This window comes from Cyclobacterium sediminis (genome assembly GCF_054781075.1).
Map to the genome: position 1 here is coordinate 105,544 of NZ_BAAGVC010000010.1, position 19,038 is coordinate 124,581.

Here is a 19,038-nt window from a genome sequence, read left to right on the forward strand (position 1 = left end):
CAATGAAAATAACAAAATATATATTAATTCTATTTACTGTCATCATAACAAGCTGTTCTTTGGATGAAGTTTGGTATGACCGGGTAGTACCGGAAACCTTCTTCAAGACTGAAGGAGATGTATTGGCAGCGCTTTACCGCCCCTTTACCCACGCCAGGTGGTACTTGACAGGAGACAGATGGGTGGCTCAAGAATTTTCTGGAGACCACTTTGCACGTACTACCAAAGGTAGGCATTGGTATGATGGAGGCCGCTATGCTCGTTATCAGCATCATGAATGGACACCGGATGAATCTCAGTTGTTTGGAACTTGGAGAGGAACCCTACAAGGTGTAGCTCTTGCCTTGGATGTTAAGCAAGACTTGGGTAAATTAAACTACCAAGAACTAGCCCTAACAGAGGAAGATAAAGCAGCCCATCTTGGTCAGTTGGATGCACTGATTGCCTTTTTCTACTTAAGGGGACTGGATTTCTATGGCGGACTTCCCATATTTACTAGTTTGGATCAGGAAGATGTACCAAGAAGTACTGATAAAGAGACTTTTGATCACATTGAAGGTTTATTAAAGCAGGCACTTATCGACTTGTCTGTAAAAGAGGACGGTACACCTCAAGAAGGAGCCATTACCAAAGGAGCTGCAGCTGTGATGTTATCGAGGTTATACTTTAATGCTGAAGCTTATATAGGAATTCCTATGTATGCAGAAGCAGCTGAAATATCCAAAGCAATCATTGCCAATGAATATGGAAATTATAGCTTGGATACAGAATGGAGTGGCCCACACGACTTTGAAAATCATGAATCTCCTGAAATCATATGGTCCATTCCGTCGGAATTTAATCGATTAGAATACACTCATTACGGTCATATGTATCATTACAATTCCCGCGTTTACTTTGATGTGGACCTTGGTTCAAACAACGGTACTCATTTGCAACCCTCCAGAAAACCTGATGGCTCTTTGTATTCAGAAGATTTTAAACTGGGTTCACCTTACGAAAAATTTGAAGACACAGACTTGAGAAAGAAACCTTTCCAATACCTAGGCTCAGGAAGTTATGAGGGCATGTTCTTGGTAGGACCACAAATCTCCCCTATTACTGGAGACCAAGTGATAGGTAATGAGGAATACAATGACCAACCGCTTGAATTTGTAGATCAGGTAGCAAGATTCTCCGAATTAGGCTCCACCTATTCTACTATCGAGGAACTCCCCTCTAATATAGGCGCAGGTGAAGAAAATACAGGAATCCGCTTAGTTAAAATCCCCGTTGCTTCAAGCCAAGACCTTAACTTAAGATGGGCGGCAGATCACCCGGTTTTCAGATTGGCAGAAGTTTATTTAATGCTGGCTGAGTGTCAGTTAAGGTTAGGAGAAGCAGCTGAAGCTGCTGAATTGATAAACACGGTACGCCAAAGGGCTTTTGAAGGGGGCAATGACCCTAACCCGGCTAGTGCAGGAAATTTAGATTTATACAGAATGTCCGATGAATGGGGAATTGAATTTTTAGGTGAAGGTAGGAGAAGAACCGATTTAATCCGGTTAGGTTTCTTTACCACGGAAGAATGGTGGGATCACACTCCTTCTAATGCTGACCATCTGAAACGTTTCCCTGTACCAACTGCCGCGCTTTCGGCAAGTAATGTACTTGAACAAAACCCTGGTTATTAATCTTAAACAGTTCCCCTAAAAATGGGGTTTCATACAATCAAAACCGGCAGCTAAATTTTAGTTGTCGGTTTTTTTATGAAAAATGATAATTATAAATGGCTAATTCAATAATTATCAAATGTTAATTGTTAATTGTTAATTGTTAATTGTTGATTAGATTAAGGTTGTAAATTTCTGGATTTTCGTTGTTATAGGTTACTAAAAGGTGCCGGACTCCATCTATGGTAAGGATATCTAAACTACTTACTGCTTTTTGAGTAAAATCCAACCCTAACTGTTCTCCTTCAAAGATTGCACCTCCGACAGTAATTATATTCCCGGCTAAACTACCCAAACGGCCATGATAAGGAGAAAGCCCGAAATAATTCCCAGCTGCCAAAACTTCCTTCATACCGTCTCCATTAAAGTCAAACTTTAGAAAAGTAGTTAAAGGCGCAACTTGTAAAGGGGCATCAAAAGCCTTGAAGGTAAATTTACCTCCAGAATTAAAAAGGTATCCTGATGCCAAGTTGTTTACAGTAAAAAGACTTGCCTTGGCTAACTGCTCTTTGTCAAATATTTGCTCTATTGGTTGACCTGCAAAATCTTTGTAGGATGTGAATTTTCTTTTAAGAAAACTCATTTGCCCGGCCAATTCATCAAGTCCGGCAACAGGATAATATTCACCATCTTTCCAGTAGGCTACTATTGTTTCAGCTCTTCCATTTCCATCAAAATCTGCATGGTACATTTTCAAAGGATGTTCTTCACTAGCAATGAATTTGCTGTTTAATCCCCAATTACCAAGTAGATAATCCATTTCACCATCTGCATTGATATCATATGGAACAATTGCCCGATATAATCCGGTCAAATCCTGGTCGAAGACTTCATCGGTATAATCGGATAAATCTCCTTCGTTATTTCTAATAAACTTAGGCGTCATCCACTCTCCCACCACAATCAAATCTACCCAACTATCTCCATCGAAATCTGTCCATATGGCATCCGTGACCCTACCAATATTTTCAAGTGACTTGTTTTCAACCATTTCAAATGAATTGCCCTTATTATTCAACAGATAGGACTTCGGTATTATCCCAAAATCCTTCGATACAGCACCCCCGCCTACAAAAAGATCTAAATGGCCATCTTTATTATAATCATAAGCTTTTACTACAGCTCCATTTGCAAGCTGTGATGGAAAATCTTTTTTAGTGAAATCTTTCCCATCATTAATATAAAGCCTATCCCTTAAAGCTTCATTTTCTTCAGAAAACTCCCCTCCTGCAGATACCACAAATAAATCATTTCTCCCATCCTTGTTAAGATCTTCTATTATTGCAGAGACATCTTCCCGCAATGAATCAAAATCAATGGCCTCTGAATGTTTATCGATAAAACCTCCTTCAGCCTGGAGAAAAACCTTTGCAGCCTGAGATTTGGCTCCTCCAAAAAACACATCATCACTACCATTGCCATCCAGATCATTCACTGCCACAGCTGGACCCCGGTCAGAAATTTTATAAGGAATCAACTTTTGCTGATTAAAATCAATAAACCTGTTTTCTTGGTGTTGGTATTCCAATCCTTTTAAAGTGCTAAGTTTTTCAAACCATGGTTGAACTTTGGGAAAGAGTTGTGAATAATCTATATTTTGGCGATTTTCACCGGGTTTGAGTTCCAAACTTTGGTTGGCCGCCAACTCATACATTTTTTCATAGGTATTGTCCGGCCAAATGATAAGTAATGAATCAATTTTGTTTACTTCTCCATATCCAAAGTGTATCAATGGTTCAGAAGATGATTGGAAGCCCTTGGCTGTGAACAACTGCTTTACTTGCATCTCTCCTTGATGCCAAGAGAATACCTTGGTGCCAATGCCAAATGTATTGGGTGCGGTAAATTGAATTTTAACTTTTAAATAGCCTGCCTTTTCTTCCAGGTTATTTCTGTACACAGTTGCAGGCTCATTGAGGTTATTCGTTACCAAATCCAAATCACCGTCATTATCTAAATCAGCCCAAGCAGCACCGGTAGATAAGTTCGGTTGATCAGCCATCCACTTACCGGTTTGGTCGATAAATTTCAGATGGTCGCCACCTCTAAAAATATAATTTTTCACTTTCCCTGAAGGCATCTTATTGATTGCCTTTTGATCCAATTTATTGGAAGCATTAAATTGGCGTTCTACCTCATCACTTGAAATATAGTTGATATAATCATGGTCATTGGGTCGTCGGGAAATACCGGTGGATATAAATAAATCCTGTTTTCCATCCATATCATAATCTGCAAAAAGAGGACTCCAGCTCCAATCAGTTGCTGAAATACTACTATAAAGTGCAATTTCCTGAAAATACTCCCCTGCCCGATTTAATTGCAGCATATTCCTGGCATACTGAGGATGGTATTTTAAGCGTTCAATTTTTAAATCATGGGTATATATAGGATCATCACTCATGGAGGATTTAAGTACCTTCTCATCTTCAGGAAGCATATCAAGGGAAATAATATCCATAAATCCATCTTTATTGATGTCACCAACATCATTGCCCATAGAAAACCTGCTCACCTGACTGAATCTTTCTTTCAGTTGTTCTGTAAATGTTCCGTCTCCATTGTTGATATAGTAATAATCATCTTCATGAAAATCATTACTGATATATAAATCTGTGAATCCATCATTGTTGAAATCTGCGGTTGCCAACCCAAGTCCATACCCATTGGCCCCACCAAAAATTCCTGCTTCCTGACTTATATCAATGAATTTACCTCCCTCGTTTCTAAGCAACTTATCACCACTTTCCTCGATGCGGTCATGCCTTATGGTCGCTGGTCCATAGGAGTTATTTGTATGTACGGAATGATTCAATAAATACATGTCCAAATCGCCATCATTGTCATAATCAAAAAAAGAGGCCATGGTGCCATAATTTTGAAAATCCAATCCATAGGATTTACTTTCTTCAGTAAAGCTAAGGTCTCCATTGTTTATAAAAAGTTCATTTCCCCCCTTCAACCCGTGGATTCCTACTACTGCACATACATAAATATCAAGAAGTCCATCACCATTTACATCAGCCATGGTTACTCCTGTATTCCAGTCGGAAGCGCCTGCAACACCTGCTATTTCTGTGATGTCTTCAAATTCCATATTCCCTTTGTTTAAAAACAGCTTATTTGGAACTTGATTTCCGGAAAAATACAAATCCTGCAGACCATCATTATTGATATCCCCTATGGCCACACCACCACCATTGTAAAAATAGAGGTAATATAGAATACTTAAATTATTGGACTCCCTTAATTCATTAGTGAAATTAAGATGAGAAATTTCGGGTGGAATTGACTTGAATAGAAAATTTTCGTTTCTAGGCTCTGAGCATGCAAAAAGTGAGAAAAATAGTAGTGCAACTACGGCTATTTTCATTTTTCTATAGGGTAAATGATGAACCACTAATTTACTAATTTGAATTGAGGCAAAAGAAATTTAATTGAATATTTTATACTAATTCATAGCGGGAAGATGAAACACCAATATGATATAAGGAACCGAGGGGACAGGAGAAAACCAAAACTTTCGTTCGATCAGAAAGCCTTAATTAAAAACCCTTCCAGAAACTTATTCCGGCAAAATTGAGATTGAATAAAAAGCCCCCTTTAATTACAATTGGATAAGTCTTCCCATGTATAATAATAGTATGGGATACAAAGAATAAAAAAAAGTGTAATATTTTTAATGGTACTATATCGGGGAATATTTCACTATAACGCACTCCATAATTTATTCCTCTACTTTTTATTAAACAGCTGGTTCTAATATTGTCGCCGTTTTGCTTTCCATTCTGCCTTGCCGTATTCACCCAAACTTAATTTACCGTCCATAGAATCCTTACTCACTACTCCTGTAAATTCGAAATTTAGGCGTACTCCTTGGCGAGTATAAGAACTTCGAAATAAAATATCATTGCCATGAAGCGTACCGGTTAGCTCACGTGGTCCGAAACTAGCATGGTGGGTACCAAAAATTTCATTTCCTTTTTGTTCAAACATGAGCGTTTGGTTTACAATGCTTGCTACGAATTGAATCTCCAGGTCCCAAAGACCACTTAGGTTAAAGGCGGCAGGGAAAGTGGGCTTTTGCATCTGAGGTGGATTGGAAAGCAACTCATAAACGCAATTTGCGATTACCTTCTCCTCGCCTGCTACTAGTTGGGAAGTGTTGATCCGTATGTTAGGCTCCATATTTGGGGGGAAAGGAAGGTAACTCCCGGCACCACTAACAGCAATTCGGGGATTGTTGTCCCACAAAAGCTCTTCAACATCTTGGCCTGTGAGTGGAATTAAAGAAATATCCCATTCCACATGAAGAGAAGGTGATCGGTTTGACCTTCCTTTTGGGAGAATAAGCGCTGTCTTCACCCCTGGAACCTGCTCCAGACGATTAGAAATATAATCGGCCCAAGAAATCCACATTCTCCACTCTGCGGCATGATCCCGCTTTTCCCACATTTCTACTGCTGTCAGCATCCCCATTATCTCTTCACGTCCCACCTTAAACCCTCGTCCAAAACCATGGTGGGGTGCACTATTGATCCAAGAAGCTTGGACTAAATCTTTGCGGCCAATCAATAGGCCGGCACATTGTGGACCTCGCAAATATTTTCCTCCACTGTAGGCAACCATATCTGCCCCTTGAGCAATATGTGGATTGGGAACTTCTAGGCCCTCAGCCGCCGCATCTACAAGGATTGGTACCTTAAGAGTTTTGGCAAGTGCAGCGATAATTTCTAGTGAAAGGGGCCCCTCCTCAGAGGCGCCACCGGCCAAAACCAAAATCATAGCTGTTCGGGGACCCAAGGCAGCTTTCAATTCCTCAGGGGTATTTACCTCTATCATTCTCACTCCCACCGCCTTTGCTGCAGCATCGTAGGCTGAGCGAGAATAATAAGGAATAATTACTTCATCCTTCATTCCTTCCAGATTGGGGATTTGCCAAATCTTATCAGGGTCGCCTCCAGTCACGCATCCAGCTGTCGCAACAGTTATTGCAGCAGATGCACCGGAAGTCACCACGCCCCATTCCGCCCCTGTAATTTCTGCTAAGCGTAGTCCTACTCCATTCATCAATTCATCAATTTGAACAAAGTCCTTTACCGCCTCGTCCATCGCTACTTGTACTTCCGGCAAGACCCTGGTTGCACCTACGACCGTAACAGTACCTCGGGCATTAATCAGTGGGCGTACTCCTATCGAGTCATAGATACTTTTGCCAAGAACCTTTTTACTTGGGGACAGATTAGTGGTAGGCATTGACTTAGCACCATTTGTGCCTGCAAGCGCTCCTAAAAGCAGACCGCCAAATGGTAGGCTTGATAAAATACTTATTACTTTTCTTCTGCTAATCATGATCAATTTTTTTCAAAATAAAAGGTAATAGTATATAATTAGATTCTTGTCCGAATTAGAATTTAATTTTAATTCTCATGGATGAATAATTTAGCATTGATGTTTGAGGAAGATGTAAACCAATGAACGCATCCTGAATCACCAAAATTCTAACGATTATTTAACCGAAGGTATTCAACTGAAAGATCAACACTACCTTCAAAGACAATAAGCACAAATATTTCCAGTCTCTCTAAAATCCATTCTTTTCTTCCGATATCTTTTTTTTGATTTTCTTTTCGACTCAATGTAGAAGCATACTTTTCCCCATAATATAGAATACACTATCTCTAAAATAGTCCTAAAATCAGTATATTTATAGTATGGAAGTCAAAAAACCGGATAATGTCAATGAACCGGATTTGGAATATGGGAATTATTCTTATGCCGATTACCTAAAATGGCAGATGGAGGAAGTGGTCGAACTGATCAAAGGTAAAGCCTTAAAAAAAGCAGCTGCCACCACAAAACGTATCCATCAGCGAATTTCAATAAAGTTGGCTGCTAAACTCTATTACTTTTTGGAAGACAAATCATGTCAAGTTTACGATGCACCCTTCGATGTGCGTTTCCCAAAAGCGTCCAAAGCAGATCATCAAATCCATGATGTGGTTCAGCCGGATATCTGTGTAATTTGTGATCGGAAAAAATTGGATGATAGAGGCTGCATAGGAGCGCCAGACTTAATTGTGGAAATACTATCTCCAAGCAAGAGTAATACCGAATTGAAGCATAAGTTCGAGCTCTATGAGTCCAATGGAGTCCGGGAATACTGGATCATTCATGCTGAAACCAAGGATTTGTTAATCTATAGACTTACGAATGGAAAATACGTTCCATCCCTTTTGCTTACCTCCGGAGATGTGGCGGAGTCAAAAGTGATCCAAGGGTTTAAACTGAATTTGGAAGAGTTTTTTAGGGATATCGAATAGTATTTATAATCGATACTAAGATGAAAATTCCCCGGTAAATTCTATTTCTAGTAAAGTGATTCCGCACTTTGAAGGTATTTTTTCAATTATACATCACTATAAAAGTACAACTGTCTTGAAAAAAATAAATCAATTAATATTGCTAACCAGCCTACTCACTTTAACTTTTATAAGCGAGTGGGCTTATGCTCAGTTGCCAAGAAATCAAGATTCTCATACGTATCAACTCGAAAACCCGATATCAGTACAGTACCTGAAAAAGAATCTTCGAAAATCTCAACCTAGATTGGTACTAAATCAAGCCATTGAAAAGAAGCTTAGAGAAAAGCTTCAAACCGATCCACTTACTCAGCATATTTTTCAGGCAATCAAGTACAATACTGAATCAGTATTAGCAATGAATTTAATTACAGTTGACATCCCAGATAATCCACGGTCTCAAAAAAACCAGCTCGGTATTTCTAGAAATTTCCTATATCGTGTTAATAAGTTGGGAATGGTTTATTTCGTTGAAAAGGATCCGGAAATTTTGCAAAGGTTAAATGAAGAAGTGCTTGCTGCTTGCAATTTCCCTACTTGGAACCCAAAGCATTTTCTCGATGTAGGAGAAATGTCATTGGCTATTGCCTTGGCGCTAGATTGGACCGCAGGGGAATTACCGAAATCTACCATCACTTTGGCGAAACAATCATTAATAGAAAAGGGGATTATGCCCAGTTGGCCCGAAAATGGGGAAACTCCTCGATGGGTTAATGGAACTAACAACTGGAATCAAGTTTGCAATGCCGGTATGATTGCAGCCTCCATTGCCATTGCTGAGGAAAACCCGGAATTGGCAGCAAAAACCATGAATAGATCAATTGAAGGCCTGAATCATGCGCTTGCAGCATATGCTCCGGATGGAGCTTATCCAGAGGGGGCAACCTATTGGGGATATGGGACAATGTTTTCAGTAGTAACTGCGGCAATGCTGGAAAGCGCTTTTGGGACAGACTTTGGAATAAGTGAATATCCGGGCTTTAAAGAGAGTGCAAATTTCGGCCTTTTAACCTTGGCTCCTTCCAAACTATTATACAATTATGCCGATAGCCCGGACGTACCGGAGCTGTATACTGATTTTACCTTGAGTTGGTTTGCCTCCAAAACAGGAGATAAGAATTATTTGAATCATGAAAGATTTATGCAAACGCCTGAGGAGATAGGAAAGCTTTCACGGCTGGCAGGAGCAGGATTAGTTTGGACAGCACAATTCGAAGAAAAGGGATCAGGATTTATTCCTAATGCTTGGAAAGGTGAAGGAGCCAACCCATTGGTAATATTTACCGGTCAGGGAGAGAATAAAGAAGGTTATTATTTTGGAGGAAAAGGAGGTCGAGGATCGATAAGCCATGGGAATATGGATGCAGGTTCTTTCATTTTTGAATTAAATGGCGTTCGATGGGTAATCGATCCGGGCAATCAGAGCTATGGCTTACTGTCAAGAGCCGGTTTCGATCTTTGGAGCAGATGTCAGGAATGTGATCGGTGGAAATTACTTACGAAGAATAATTTTGGACATAGTACCATCTCAGTGGATAATAAGCGGCATGTGGTCGATGGTTTGGCTACGATAGTAGACTTTAAAGATGGAGAAAAGCCTGAAGCCACTTTTGACCTTACACCGACATTTGAAGGCCAGCTGAAAAGTGCAACAAGAAAATTTACAAAAGACAGCCCAAGATCAATTATCATCGAAGACCAAATTGAAACCAACGATGCTACAAAATTGATCACCTGGCAACTTATGACGCAGGCAGATATTAAACTTGTAGATGGTGGAGCTGTATTGACTCAAGAGGGCAAAACCCTAAGGTTAGAAAACTTAACTCATCCGGAGATTTCCTTGTCTGTCATCTCTCTGGATCCGGCTCCACTTGAATTGGATCGGCAAATTGAAAACCTTAAAAGGATAGAACTAAGGATTCCTGCATGGATTTTTGAGGGAAATAAAGGAGAGATAAAAGTGCGATTAATAGGGGAATAACTGGTCCACAACATGCTCTTTTTATTGTTTTTTTGAACCAGTGGCAAAATAGAGATTTCATGTCTATCACATAAAAACCGAATATAAAAAATACCGGACAGTTGCCCGGTATTTTTTTATAGAATGAAACTAGCTGAATCAAGTCAGATGGCCTATTTTAACTGGCTTCCGGGAATTGGTTCAGGAAAGGCTCTCATAGGGCTGTATCTGATATAGGAATCAAAAATTTCTTTATCAGGGCCTACCACTCTTGGGTCTTTGGTAGTCTCTAATTCCTTTAATAAAGCCGCTTGCAATTCTTCTTTATCTGAAGCATAATCCGGGTCATTTACTATATTGTTTAAACAATAAGGATCATTTCTTATATCAAATAACTGTACTTCAGGGTTTTTGGCAAATGCTGCATCGAAAAATGGCTTGATGGCTGGATCCTTATAATTTTCTATAATAAATGATTTGGTAGGGGATGCATCCACATCTGTAAACGCCCATTCAGAATGACTGATGCCGTCTTCGTCTATCCCATACATGGGTAGCAATTCATTTTCATCCTCAGGATTTACTCTTTGAGGGGCACCTGCAGGCCAGCGATCCGGCTTCATGTTCCATACCAATAAATAGTCTTCACTTCTAATCGATCTTTGTGGGTAACCCCAATTGAGGTACCTTGATGATGAATGCCTTTCTCTACCTGAAAAAGCATATTTCTTCGAAGGATCAATCGTTCCTTGCTCTTTAGATTCCAACAGGGGGCGAATACTCTTTCCGGTAATTGGTAGCATTCCGTCTTGCTTGGTATTGGTCAAATCTAAAATGGTTGGGGCGAGGTCTATAAATCCTATAGGATCATCTACTTTCCTCCCACCGGGAAACTGTTTGGGATACCTCACGGCAAAAGGCACATGGATACCATAATCATAGCTGTTTGCTTTAGCCCGTGGAAATGGCATACCATTGTCTGCCGTGACGATAATGATCGTGTTTTCAAGCTCTCCTATTTCTTCCAAATAATTGATCATGGAATCCAGGTGGCTGTCATACCATTCTATTTCTACTGCATAATCCAACATGTCTCCACGAACGATGTCATTGTCTGGAAAAAATGCCGGCACCTCCACATCTGATAATTTTTTATCCGTCCTTTTCCACGAATCTTTTTCATAGGCACGGTGTGGTTCTGTCGCCCCAAACCAAAAGAAAAAGGGCTTGTCGGCTCTTTCCTTTTCCATGAAAAATTTAAAATTTTCAAAATAATTTGTGGTGCTTATTTTGTTTGCAGGCCTTATATCTCCTGGCCCATCTTCATATCTTATTTTGCTGTGCTCTATCCCTGCTGCATCTGTTTTTCTCCAAAGACTGTCATTTTCATTTCGAGCATAGCGAAAAGGAGAAACACCTTTTCCAGTTCTACCCGTTTTATAGCCATTCGCCTCCAATACGTCTACAAAGGGGACATGCTTTTTAAGCCAGGGAGCAGCATGCTGGCCAGAGGACTCATTTTGCCAATGGTGCCTACCTGTAATGATACTGCTTCTCGAAGGAGCACATCCGGGAGAACCAGCCATTGCATTGGTGAAGTACACGCCCTCTTTTGCAATTCTATCAAAAGCAGGGGTATTCACAAATTTACTTCCTTCAAAACTGGTATGGTAAAATGACTGGTCGTCACTTATCACAAATAATATATTAGGAGGCTTAGCATTCGTTTCTTGGTTGTCTGAACCACAGCCTGACAATAGGAAGACAAAAAAACCACCTAATATCATTAGCTGATTGTTTAAAACATTTGTTTGGCAGCCCCTAATTAGGGCTACCAAATATTTTTCCTTTTTCATATATATCTTTTTAATCTGCTTCATATCCAGGGTTTTGACTTAGCTCAGCCCCAATATTCCTTTCTATTTCCGAATAAGGAATAGGAAACAAATTATGGTAAGGTTGAACGTCCACTCCAAAATTAGTTACATCTGGTCTTCCATTACAATACTTATTGGTACGCTCATAGAGTAGACCCAAACGGCTTAGGGTTAGCCTTCTTTTTTCTTCCACCCCAAGCTCACGCATTCTTTCATCCAAAATATAATCAATATTTACTTCAGATGGTAGAACCAACTTGGCTTTGGCACGCGATCGAACAATATTGATGTCATTGGCAGCCTCAGTTAATTGATTATTTCCAAGATAAGCTTCTGCACGCAATAAATAAGTCTCCGCCAATCGAATATGATACTGATCACTATAGGTAGTCCCTGCTGTAGATGAATTTAAGGTTTTAAGCTCAGGATCTGCATACAATTCGGCAGGATGCTGCCCTGGGGTGGTAACTTTGGATTGATAAGGATAAAAATACCTTATGGTATCATCCAGACTTTGTCGGAATAATTCCATGTGTTCGGAAATTTTCTGCCCGTACCATTCAGATTCCGGATTATTAAACAAAACATCCCTAACGAAATTGTATTCAGAGTTACGCATGTCATTCCAATCGTATTCCCAAACCCCATAATTAAAATGATCGGTTCCTCTAAACCTACCTATACCTCGACCACCTGTATAGTCCGATACACCAAGGGGTAGAAAAGGTGCAACACCTGAAGGATCCCTCACGATAAAGCTCCATGGCCTTGGTGAGTGATCACGCTCCAATTGAGGGCCTCTCTTGGCTGAAGAAGAAATGACTCCTCCGGGTATGTCCACCTCATATTGCCAAACCCAGATCCCCTCCGTATTGCCAACACTTCTATTTTGATTGTACCTTCTAAATAAATCCCAATAGACATCCCCTGGCTCACTAGACAAGGAACCAAATCTCTCCGTCATTAATGCTGTATTGGGATCATCTATTACCATGGAAGCGGCATCAATGGCCTCCGACCAGTTTTCTAAAGACACATAAACTTCTGCCAAAATATGATAAGCGGCCAAGTTACTCACCTGACCATCTTGAACTTCTGCAATACCAGGTAAATTGTTGGCTGCAAAAGCCAAATCACTTGCAGCCTGCTCATATACCTCAACCCTGCTGGCCCTTATATAATCAGTTTTAGGAGTACTTACCTCCTCCAATTCTAAAGGAACTCCACCGTATAAATGAGCCAAATTTCTGTAGGACAAGCCGCGAAACATTTTGGCTTTTGCCTCAATGCTCGTTTTTTCTTCCGAGGTCATTGTCGCCCCTTCGAGTCGACTCAATATAATATTGGCTCCGGAAATCACCTTATAGTATTGCTGCCAATGGAACTCAGCTACTACACTGGTAGGTAATAGGGTAGCCTTATAAGAACCAAATCTTACGTTTAGTTGATTGGCTCCATTGTAACCCAAATCTGTACCATAAATATAATCCAATGGACGGTGTTCACCATTCGAAAGAATCTCTCTGGATTGGTCATACAAGGAATAAACCGCTGCATTAAAATCAGAAAAGGTAATGTATGAATTTTCTGGACTAGCAAAAGCTAAAGGCACTTCTTCAAGTATTGCTGATTCATCACAAGCTTGGATACCTAGCAGTAGCAAGCTTAAAAAAACGAAATTGTATTTTATATTTTTCATGGCTAAATTCAAATTAAAAACTAACATCCAGACCTATAGAATATCCCTTCATAACCGGCAAACCGGATGGCTGAAGTCCACTTCCTGTCTCAGGATCCCATCCTTCCCAACTTGTCCATGTGGCTAAATTTTTTCCACTGACAAAAAACTTCACTCCCTGAAGTCCAAGTTTATCAACAACCAGAGTGTTATTCAGCTTATAGGCAAGAGTCACATCCTGAAGACGAACAAAACTCCTATCTCCATAATACCTGTACTCAATGCCTGCTACCTGATCCTGACCTCTGTATCGAGCGTCGGGATTCGCCGGAGTCCAGTAATCATAATCTACAAACATATTATTTCTTCTGGCATTATCAGACTGTCCAAAATTGGGATTGTTTAGTCCCAAGTAGCCATTTTTTCCACCTTGAATGGAGTTGATAAAAAACCTAAAGGTAAAATCCTTATAGTTGAACTCATTCATCAACCCAAAATTATAAGCAGGTTCTTCTCTCCCTCTAATAACTCGGTCTAGCGCATCAAATGAACCATCATCATTTTGATCTACTATGCGATGGGTACCGACAAAAAACCCTGAAGGAGCCTCCTCTCCCAACTGAATAATTCCTGCAGACTCATAATCATAAATAGAATTGATAGACTCGCCAATAAAAAGGCCACTACCAATCAGGTCATCTTCTCTCCCGTCACCATCAGCATCCTGACCCAATAATGAAACAATTCTGTTTCTGTTGGAGGCGATATTAAAACTCGCATTCCATTTGAAATCTCCTTTTTCTATAACTTCTCCTCTTAAGACAAACTCTATCCCCCTATTGGCAATTTCTCCAACATTCGTTGAAATGCTTGAAAAACCAGTTACTTCAGGAATGTTTATGTTATAAAGTAAGTCATTGGTGGTATTCTGGTAGTAGTCCAAAGTTCCTGTAAATCGATCCTGCAAGAATGAAAAGTCAAAACCAAAGTTAAATCCTGTGGTGGTTTCCCATGCCAGATTTGAATTTGCTAAGGTGTTTACGGTCTGACCAAAAACTGTGCTTCCGCCATTTCCAAATACATAGGCGGGATAGATAGACACTCTTGCCAAGGAAGAATAACGGCTGGTTAGGTTTCCATTGGCCCCATAAGAGCCTCTGAATTTAAGGTAATTCAAAACCGATTCCTTCATAAATTCCTCTTCACTAATTACCCATCCTAAACCTAAAGAGGGGAAAATTCCAAACTTATTGTTTTTTGAAAATCCTGAGAAGCCATCCCTACGAACAGTTGCTGTAATCATATATTTGTCACTAAAATCGTAATTCGCTCTCACCGTTTGGTAAACATAGCTTTCATCCCATGCTGTAGAATTTATCAACTGAAGTTGGCCCAAACTTAAATCATTGTAGCCTAAACTTAAATTAGAATAATTGGTGCCATTGGCTTGGGTGCTTTCATATTTCAATTCCCTACGGCCTACCACCATGGTCAAATCAAGGTTGTGATTATTATTAAAGCTTTTTCGATAGGTTAAAATATTATCAAGCGTCCAGTCATAAGCATTATAATTTCTTTTGAATGCCTCACCGGCAGCACCGGCTCCATAAACATTACTTCTGTAATGCCTTCTCCAGCTATAGTTATTTCCAAAATTCACACGGTATTTTAAACCCTCGATAAATGGGATTTCTAAATCCATATAAACATTGGCAAATAAATTATTATTCTTATCAAAATCATTGGACAAAGGACTCAAAAACGGGTTGGCACGAATGGCACCGTCAGGATTAAGAATCACATTGCCATCTTCATCATAGGGGGTAACCAGAGGAGGCATGGTAGTAATCTGACTTAAGGCAGGAATTTCACCCGAATTATCAGCAAAGGAGCCGAAAGTTTGCACCCCAAATCTAAACCAATCCAATATTTGGTGGTCAAGGTTAATTCTAGCTGTTACTCTTTCATATTGGTCATTCATGATAAAACCCTCTTGCTGAGTATATCCTGTAGAAATAAAATAGGAAGTGGCCTCTGATGCACCTCTTACACTTAAATTATGATTGTTAATAAACCCTGTCTGGGTAGCGGCATCCCACCAATTGAAATCTGTTCCATTCTCATAGCCTGCATATACCGTAGGTTCAAACAAGGCTGCTACATCATAGTCAGGGTTAGGCTGGGTATAATCAGGTGCCAAATATGCCTGAGGCCAATCTTGGTCCCTAACTTTTTGTAAGAAGCCTTCCCTATCCATTAATTCAGGCCTGTTTGTGGGTGACTGAGTCGTCACTGTACCTGTATAGTTAAATATAGGCTTCTGCTCCATTTTACCACCTTTGGTAGTAATCATGATCACACCATTTGCTGCTTGAGCACCAAAGATGGCCATACTGCTGGCATCCTTAAGAACATCAATAGATTCTATGTCTGCAGGATTTAGGTCTGCCAAATTGCCGGTAAATATTATTCCATCCACCACGATCAGCACATTTTGATTGCCACTTAATGTAGTCCTGCCACGTACCGAAATGGAGGGATTTTGGCCTGCTCTATTTACTTGTCCAACATTTAATCCCGGAACTGACCCTTGAAGGGACTGGGCAATATTAACATTTGGAGATTCTCTAAAAGCCTCTATATCGGCCCTTACTACAGACCCTGTAACATCACGCTTCTTTTGGGTTCCATATCCCACCACAACAACTTCCTCTAGGGATGTATCGTCCAGCTCCATTGAAATATTAAATTGGGTTTGATTTCCAATTTCTATCCTCTTGCTAGTGTAGCCTATGAAAGAAACAACAAGCGTTGCTCCTTCAGGGACATCCAAAGAGAAATTTCCATCCAAATCTGTTACTGTTCCTCTGGTAGTATTTGCAATGGTAACCGTGGCACCGGGAAGCGGATCCCCATTTTCATCTTTAACAGTCCCACTAACGTCCACCTGCTCATTGGAAGATTGTACAGGGATCTTTTTATTGTCAGCTTTTTTTACATGAATATTGTCATTTACCTGCTTAAAACTTAGATCCGTTTGGGCGGCAATGGAAGACAATAGATGGTAAAGGCTTTCCCCTTTACTTTCAACGTTGACAAAGGGAATATCTTCGATTTCTCTGGAGGCGAAAACGAAATTGTAGGCTGTAAGCTTTTCTAACCTCTTAAAGGCTTCCTTTACCTTTACATCTTTTAAGGAAAGGTATACGGATACTTCCTCTATGCTTTTAACTTGGGCATTGCCATTAAAGGCCATTAGGAAACTCATGCTCAAACACTGAAGAGTGAAGGCTATTGTAAATAATTTGGTCATGTAGATAACATGCTTAAGTAGGCATTTATTCATATCTTTACATTGTTTGTTTAGGTATATTGTTAAATGAACATTTTCGAAAAAAGGATGGCAGTCCTTTTTCGATTTCTTTAGAGGTCAAAAATGTTAGCGCATTTATGACCTCATTTTTTTATATCCCTTATGTTACATAGGCATTCTCTTCTAGTTAAATTTTAAAGTAGTTTTATCTTTTTCCAATTTGTATTCAAACCTCGCAGAATGACTAAGTCCTTCAAGAACATTTTCTAAACTCTGGTCGGTAAACTTTCCTGAGATTTCCAAATCAGTTGGCGGGCTGTTTGTAAATTCAATTTTCACCCCATACCAATTTTCCAGTACCCTTTTGACCTCAAACATGGACACTTTTTCAAAAATGATTGTCTTTCTGGTCCACGCCAATATTATTTCCGGATCAAAAAATTCATTTTGTACTTTTTCACTTTTTAAGTCTACTTTAAGCCCCTCACCTTTTGTAAGCTTAATCTCTTGCTCATGACCAAAATCAAGGTTTACCGCAACCTTCCCAGTTAATAAAGCAATATCTAATGGTTTATTTTCATAAGAAGAAATAAGAAAAGTTGTTCCTAAAGCGGTGGTGGTTACTGAACCGGTTTTTACACTAAAGGGCCTTGATTGGTCCTCGGCAACTTCAAAATAGGCTTCTCCTGATAATTCTATAACACGTCGATTGCTTTCGAAATTTTTGACATATTTTAATGTACTTCCGGAGTTAAGGATGACTTTTGAACCATCTTGAAGAGTAAGGTTTGCCTTTACACCTGGGGGAGCATAATGGTTTTCCATTTCTACCTTATCAACCAAAACATGGATTTCTTCTTTAGGAAAATAAAGGGTTACCAAAAAAGACAAAGAAAAAACTATGGCTAAAATCGCCGCTATTCTATAAAATTGAGAAACTTTCGTTTTGCCTTTCTTCCCTAATTTCCGGAAATGAAGGATGGTGCTATCAGAATTTAAGGAAACAATTTTATTGTCTTTTTCATTGACAGTGATGTTGTCTATTTCATTTGCAATATTAATCCAAGTATCTTCAATTCTTTGAGGAGTTACTTTATAAGCCTTTCTAGACATGTTTATAACAAGCTTCATCGCTAAAGCAATATCTTCCTCCTTTTTAGGGTTTTCTTGAATATATTTTTCCCAATAACTCTTCGTTTGAGCATCTGGGAATAATACCCATTTCTGGAATTCCGGATCAAGAACAAAGTCGGCTATTTTATAATCTCGCTTACACATACCAAATGGTTTCAATTAAAGGAGTCAGCAATAGGTGAAAGTTATCCTCGGATGAGAAAAAAATTTGAAAAAGTTCAAATAATCCGGATTATAAATAATAACAAAACAATGTATTTCTTAAGGTTGGTAATGGCTTTCCATGCAAGTGTATATACGGAACGCAGGTTGATACCCATCAATTTTGAAGTTTTTTCGTAGGAAAGTTGTTCGAAAAATAGCAAATGAATCACTTGTTTTTGCCGAATAGGTAATTTGTCTAACCCTTTAGCCAATTCATTCTGCAACCTTCTTTCTCTTTGAACACTAATCACTTTACTTTCTACAGATTCCACATAACAGGATTCTATGAAAGAATTATCCCATTCTACCGTTTTCCTTTTAGTTTTTTGCCGGTTCTCTTTATAAATTTTGTGAGAAAGAGCACGTAAAAGATAGGCTTTCACATGATCTGCCTTTCCTAAGGTTTTATGGTATTTCCATAAATCTATAAAAACCTCCTGAATACAATCCTGTACAAAGCTTTGATCATTTGTAAGGGCTAACCCATAATTAAAAAGTGTAGAAATAAATTCTTTGTAAAGACCCTCTAATCCTTTACGGTTGCCTTGCATTAATAAATCCCAATAATAATTGGAATCCATGGAAGGATTATTGTTACTTAAAGGGTTCATTTTGGGTTTTTGATAATAAAGTTTTCAATAATAGCTAAAATATAATTTTCATACAAGGGGTATTATGACAATGGTATTAGTGAAGGCTATTTGGTATCAGTCAATATAATCTATTAATAATACAAGTTACTATCCGTATTTAATTAGGGATCTGTCCATAAAAAATACAGTACTGCCTATAGAA

10 protein-coding genes are annotated in these 19,038 nt (G+C 39.3%); 3 read left to right on the forward strand and 7 right to left on the reverse strand.

Annotation, left to right across the window (positions count from 1 at the left end; genetic code table 11):
* Window positions 1–2 precede the first annotated feature (2 nt).
* On the forward strand, window positions 3–1,673 hold the full coding sequence (locus ACYVHJ_RS11960; protein WP_339902698.1) for a RagB/SusD family nutrient uptake outer membrane protein: 1,671 nt from the start codon (window positions 3–5) through the stop codon (window positions 1,671–1,673).
* 142 nt (window positions 1,674–1,815) lie between these two features.
* On the opposite strand, the gene ACYVHJ_RS11965 is transcribed toward ACYVHJ_RS11960, so the two are convergent.
* A complete protein-coding gene (locus tag ACYVHJ_RS11965) occupies window positions 1,816–5,085 on the reverse strand; it encodes a VCBS repeat-containing protein (protein WP_460515053.1) in 3,270 nt (1,089 codons plus the stop codon).
* Between the two features lie 386 nt (window positions 5,086–5,471).
* Complete coding sequence (locus ACYVHJ_RS11970) at window positions 5,472–7,064, reverse strand: aminotransferase class V-fold PLP-dependent enzyme (RefSeq protein WP_460515055.1); 1,593 nt, start codon at window positions 7,062–7,064, stop codon at window positions 5,472–5,474.
* A gap of 362 nt (window positions 7,065–7,426) precedes the next feature.
* On the opposite strand from ACYVHJ_RS11970, the gene ACYVHJ_RS11975 reads away from it, so the two are divergent.
* Window positions 7,427–8,035, forward strand: coding sequence for a Uma2 family endonuclease (locus tag ACYVHJ_RS11975; protein ID WP_460515057.1), 609 nt, complete (start codon window positions 7,427–7,429; stop codon window positions 8,033–8,035).
* 115 nt (window positions 8,036–8,150) lie between these two features.
* Window positions 8,151–10,058, forward strand: a complete 1,908-nt coding sequence (locus ACYVHJ_RS11980; protein ID WP_460515059.1) for a heparinase II/III domain-containing protein — start codon at window positions 8,151–8,153, stop codon at window positions 10,056–10,058.
* Between the two features lie 152 nt (window positions 10,059–10,210).
* On the opposite strand, the gene ACYVHJ_RS11985 is transcribed toward ACYVHJ_RS11980, so the two are convergent.
* From ACYVHJ_RS11985 to ACYVHJ_RS12005, 5 genes are all read right to left on the reverse strand, one after another.
* Window positions 10,211–11,893 (reverse strand): sulfatase family protein, encoded by a 1,683-nt coding sequence (locus ACYVHJ_RS11985; RefSeq protein WP_460515061.1) that lies wholly within the window; start codon window positions 11,891–11,893, stop codon window positions 10,211–10,213.
* A 10-nt stretch (window positions 11,894–11,903) separates the two neighbouring features.
* Complete coding sequence (locus ACYVHJ_RS11990) at window positions 11,904–13,613, reverse strand: RagB/SusD family nutrient uptake outer membrane protein (RefSeq protein ID WP_460515063.1); 1,710 nt, start codon at window positions 13,611–13,613, stop codon at window positions 11,904–11,906.
* Window positions 13,614–13,626: 13 nt separating this feature from the next.
* A complete protein-coding gene (locus ACYVHJ_RS11995) occupies window positions 13,627–16,938 on the reverse strand; it encodes a SusC/RagA family TonB-linked outer membrane protein (RefSeq protein ID WP_460515065.1) in 3,312 nt (1,103 codons plus the stop codon).
* 150 nt (window positions 16,939–17,088) lie between these two features.
* Window positions 17,089–18,183, reverse strand: coding sequence for a FecR family protein (locus ACYVHJ_RS12000; RefSeq protein ID WP_460515067.1), 1,095 nt, complete (start codon window positions 18,181–18,183; stop codon window positions 17,089–17,091).
* Between the two features lie 74 nt (window positions 18,184–18,257).
* Window positions 18,258–18,854 (reverse strand): RNA polymerase sigma factor, encoded by a 597-nt coding sequence (locus ACYVHJ_RS12005; RefSeq protein ID WP_460515069.1) that lies wholly within the window; start codon window positions 18,852–18,854, stop codon window positions 18,258–18,260.
* Between the last annotated feature and the right edge of the window lie 184 nt (window positions 18,855–19,038).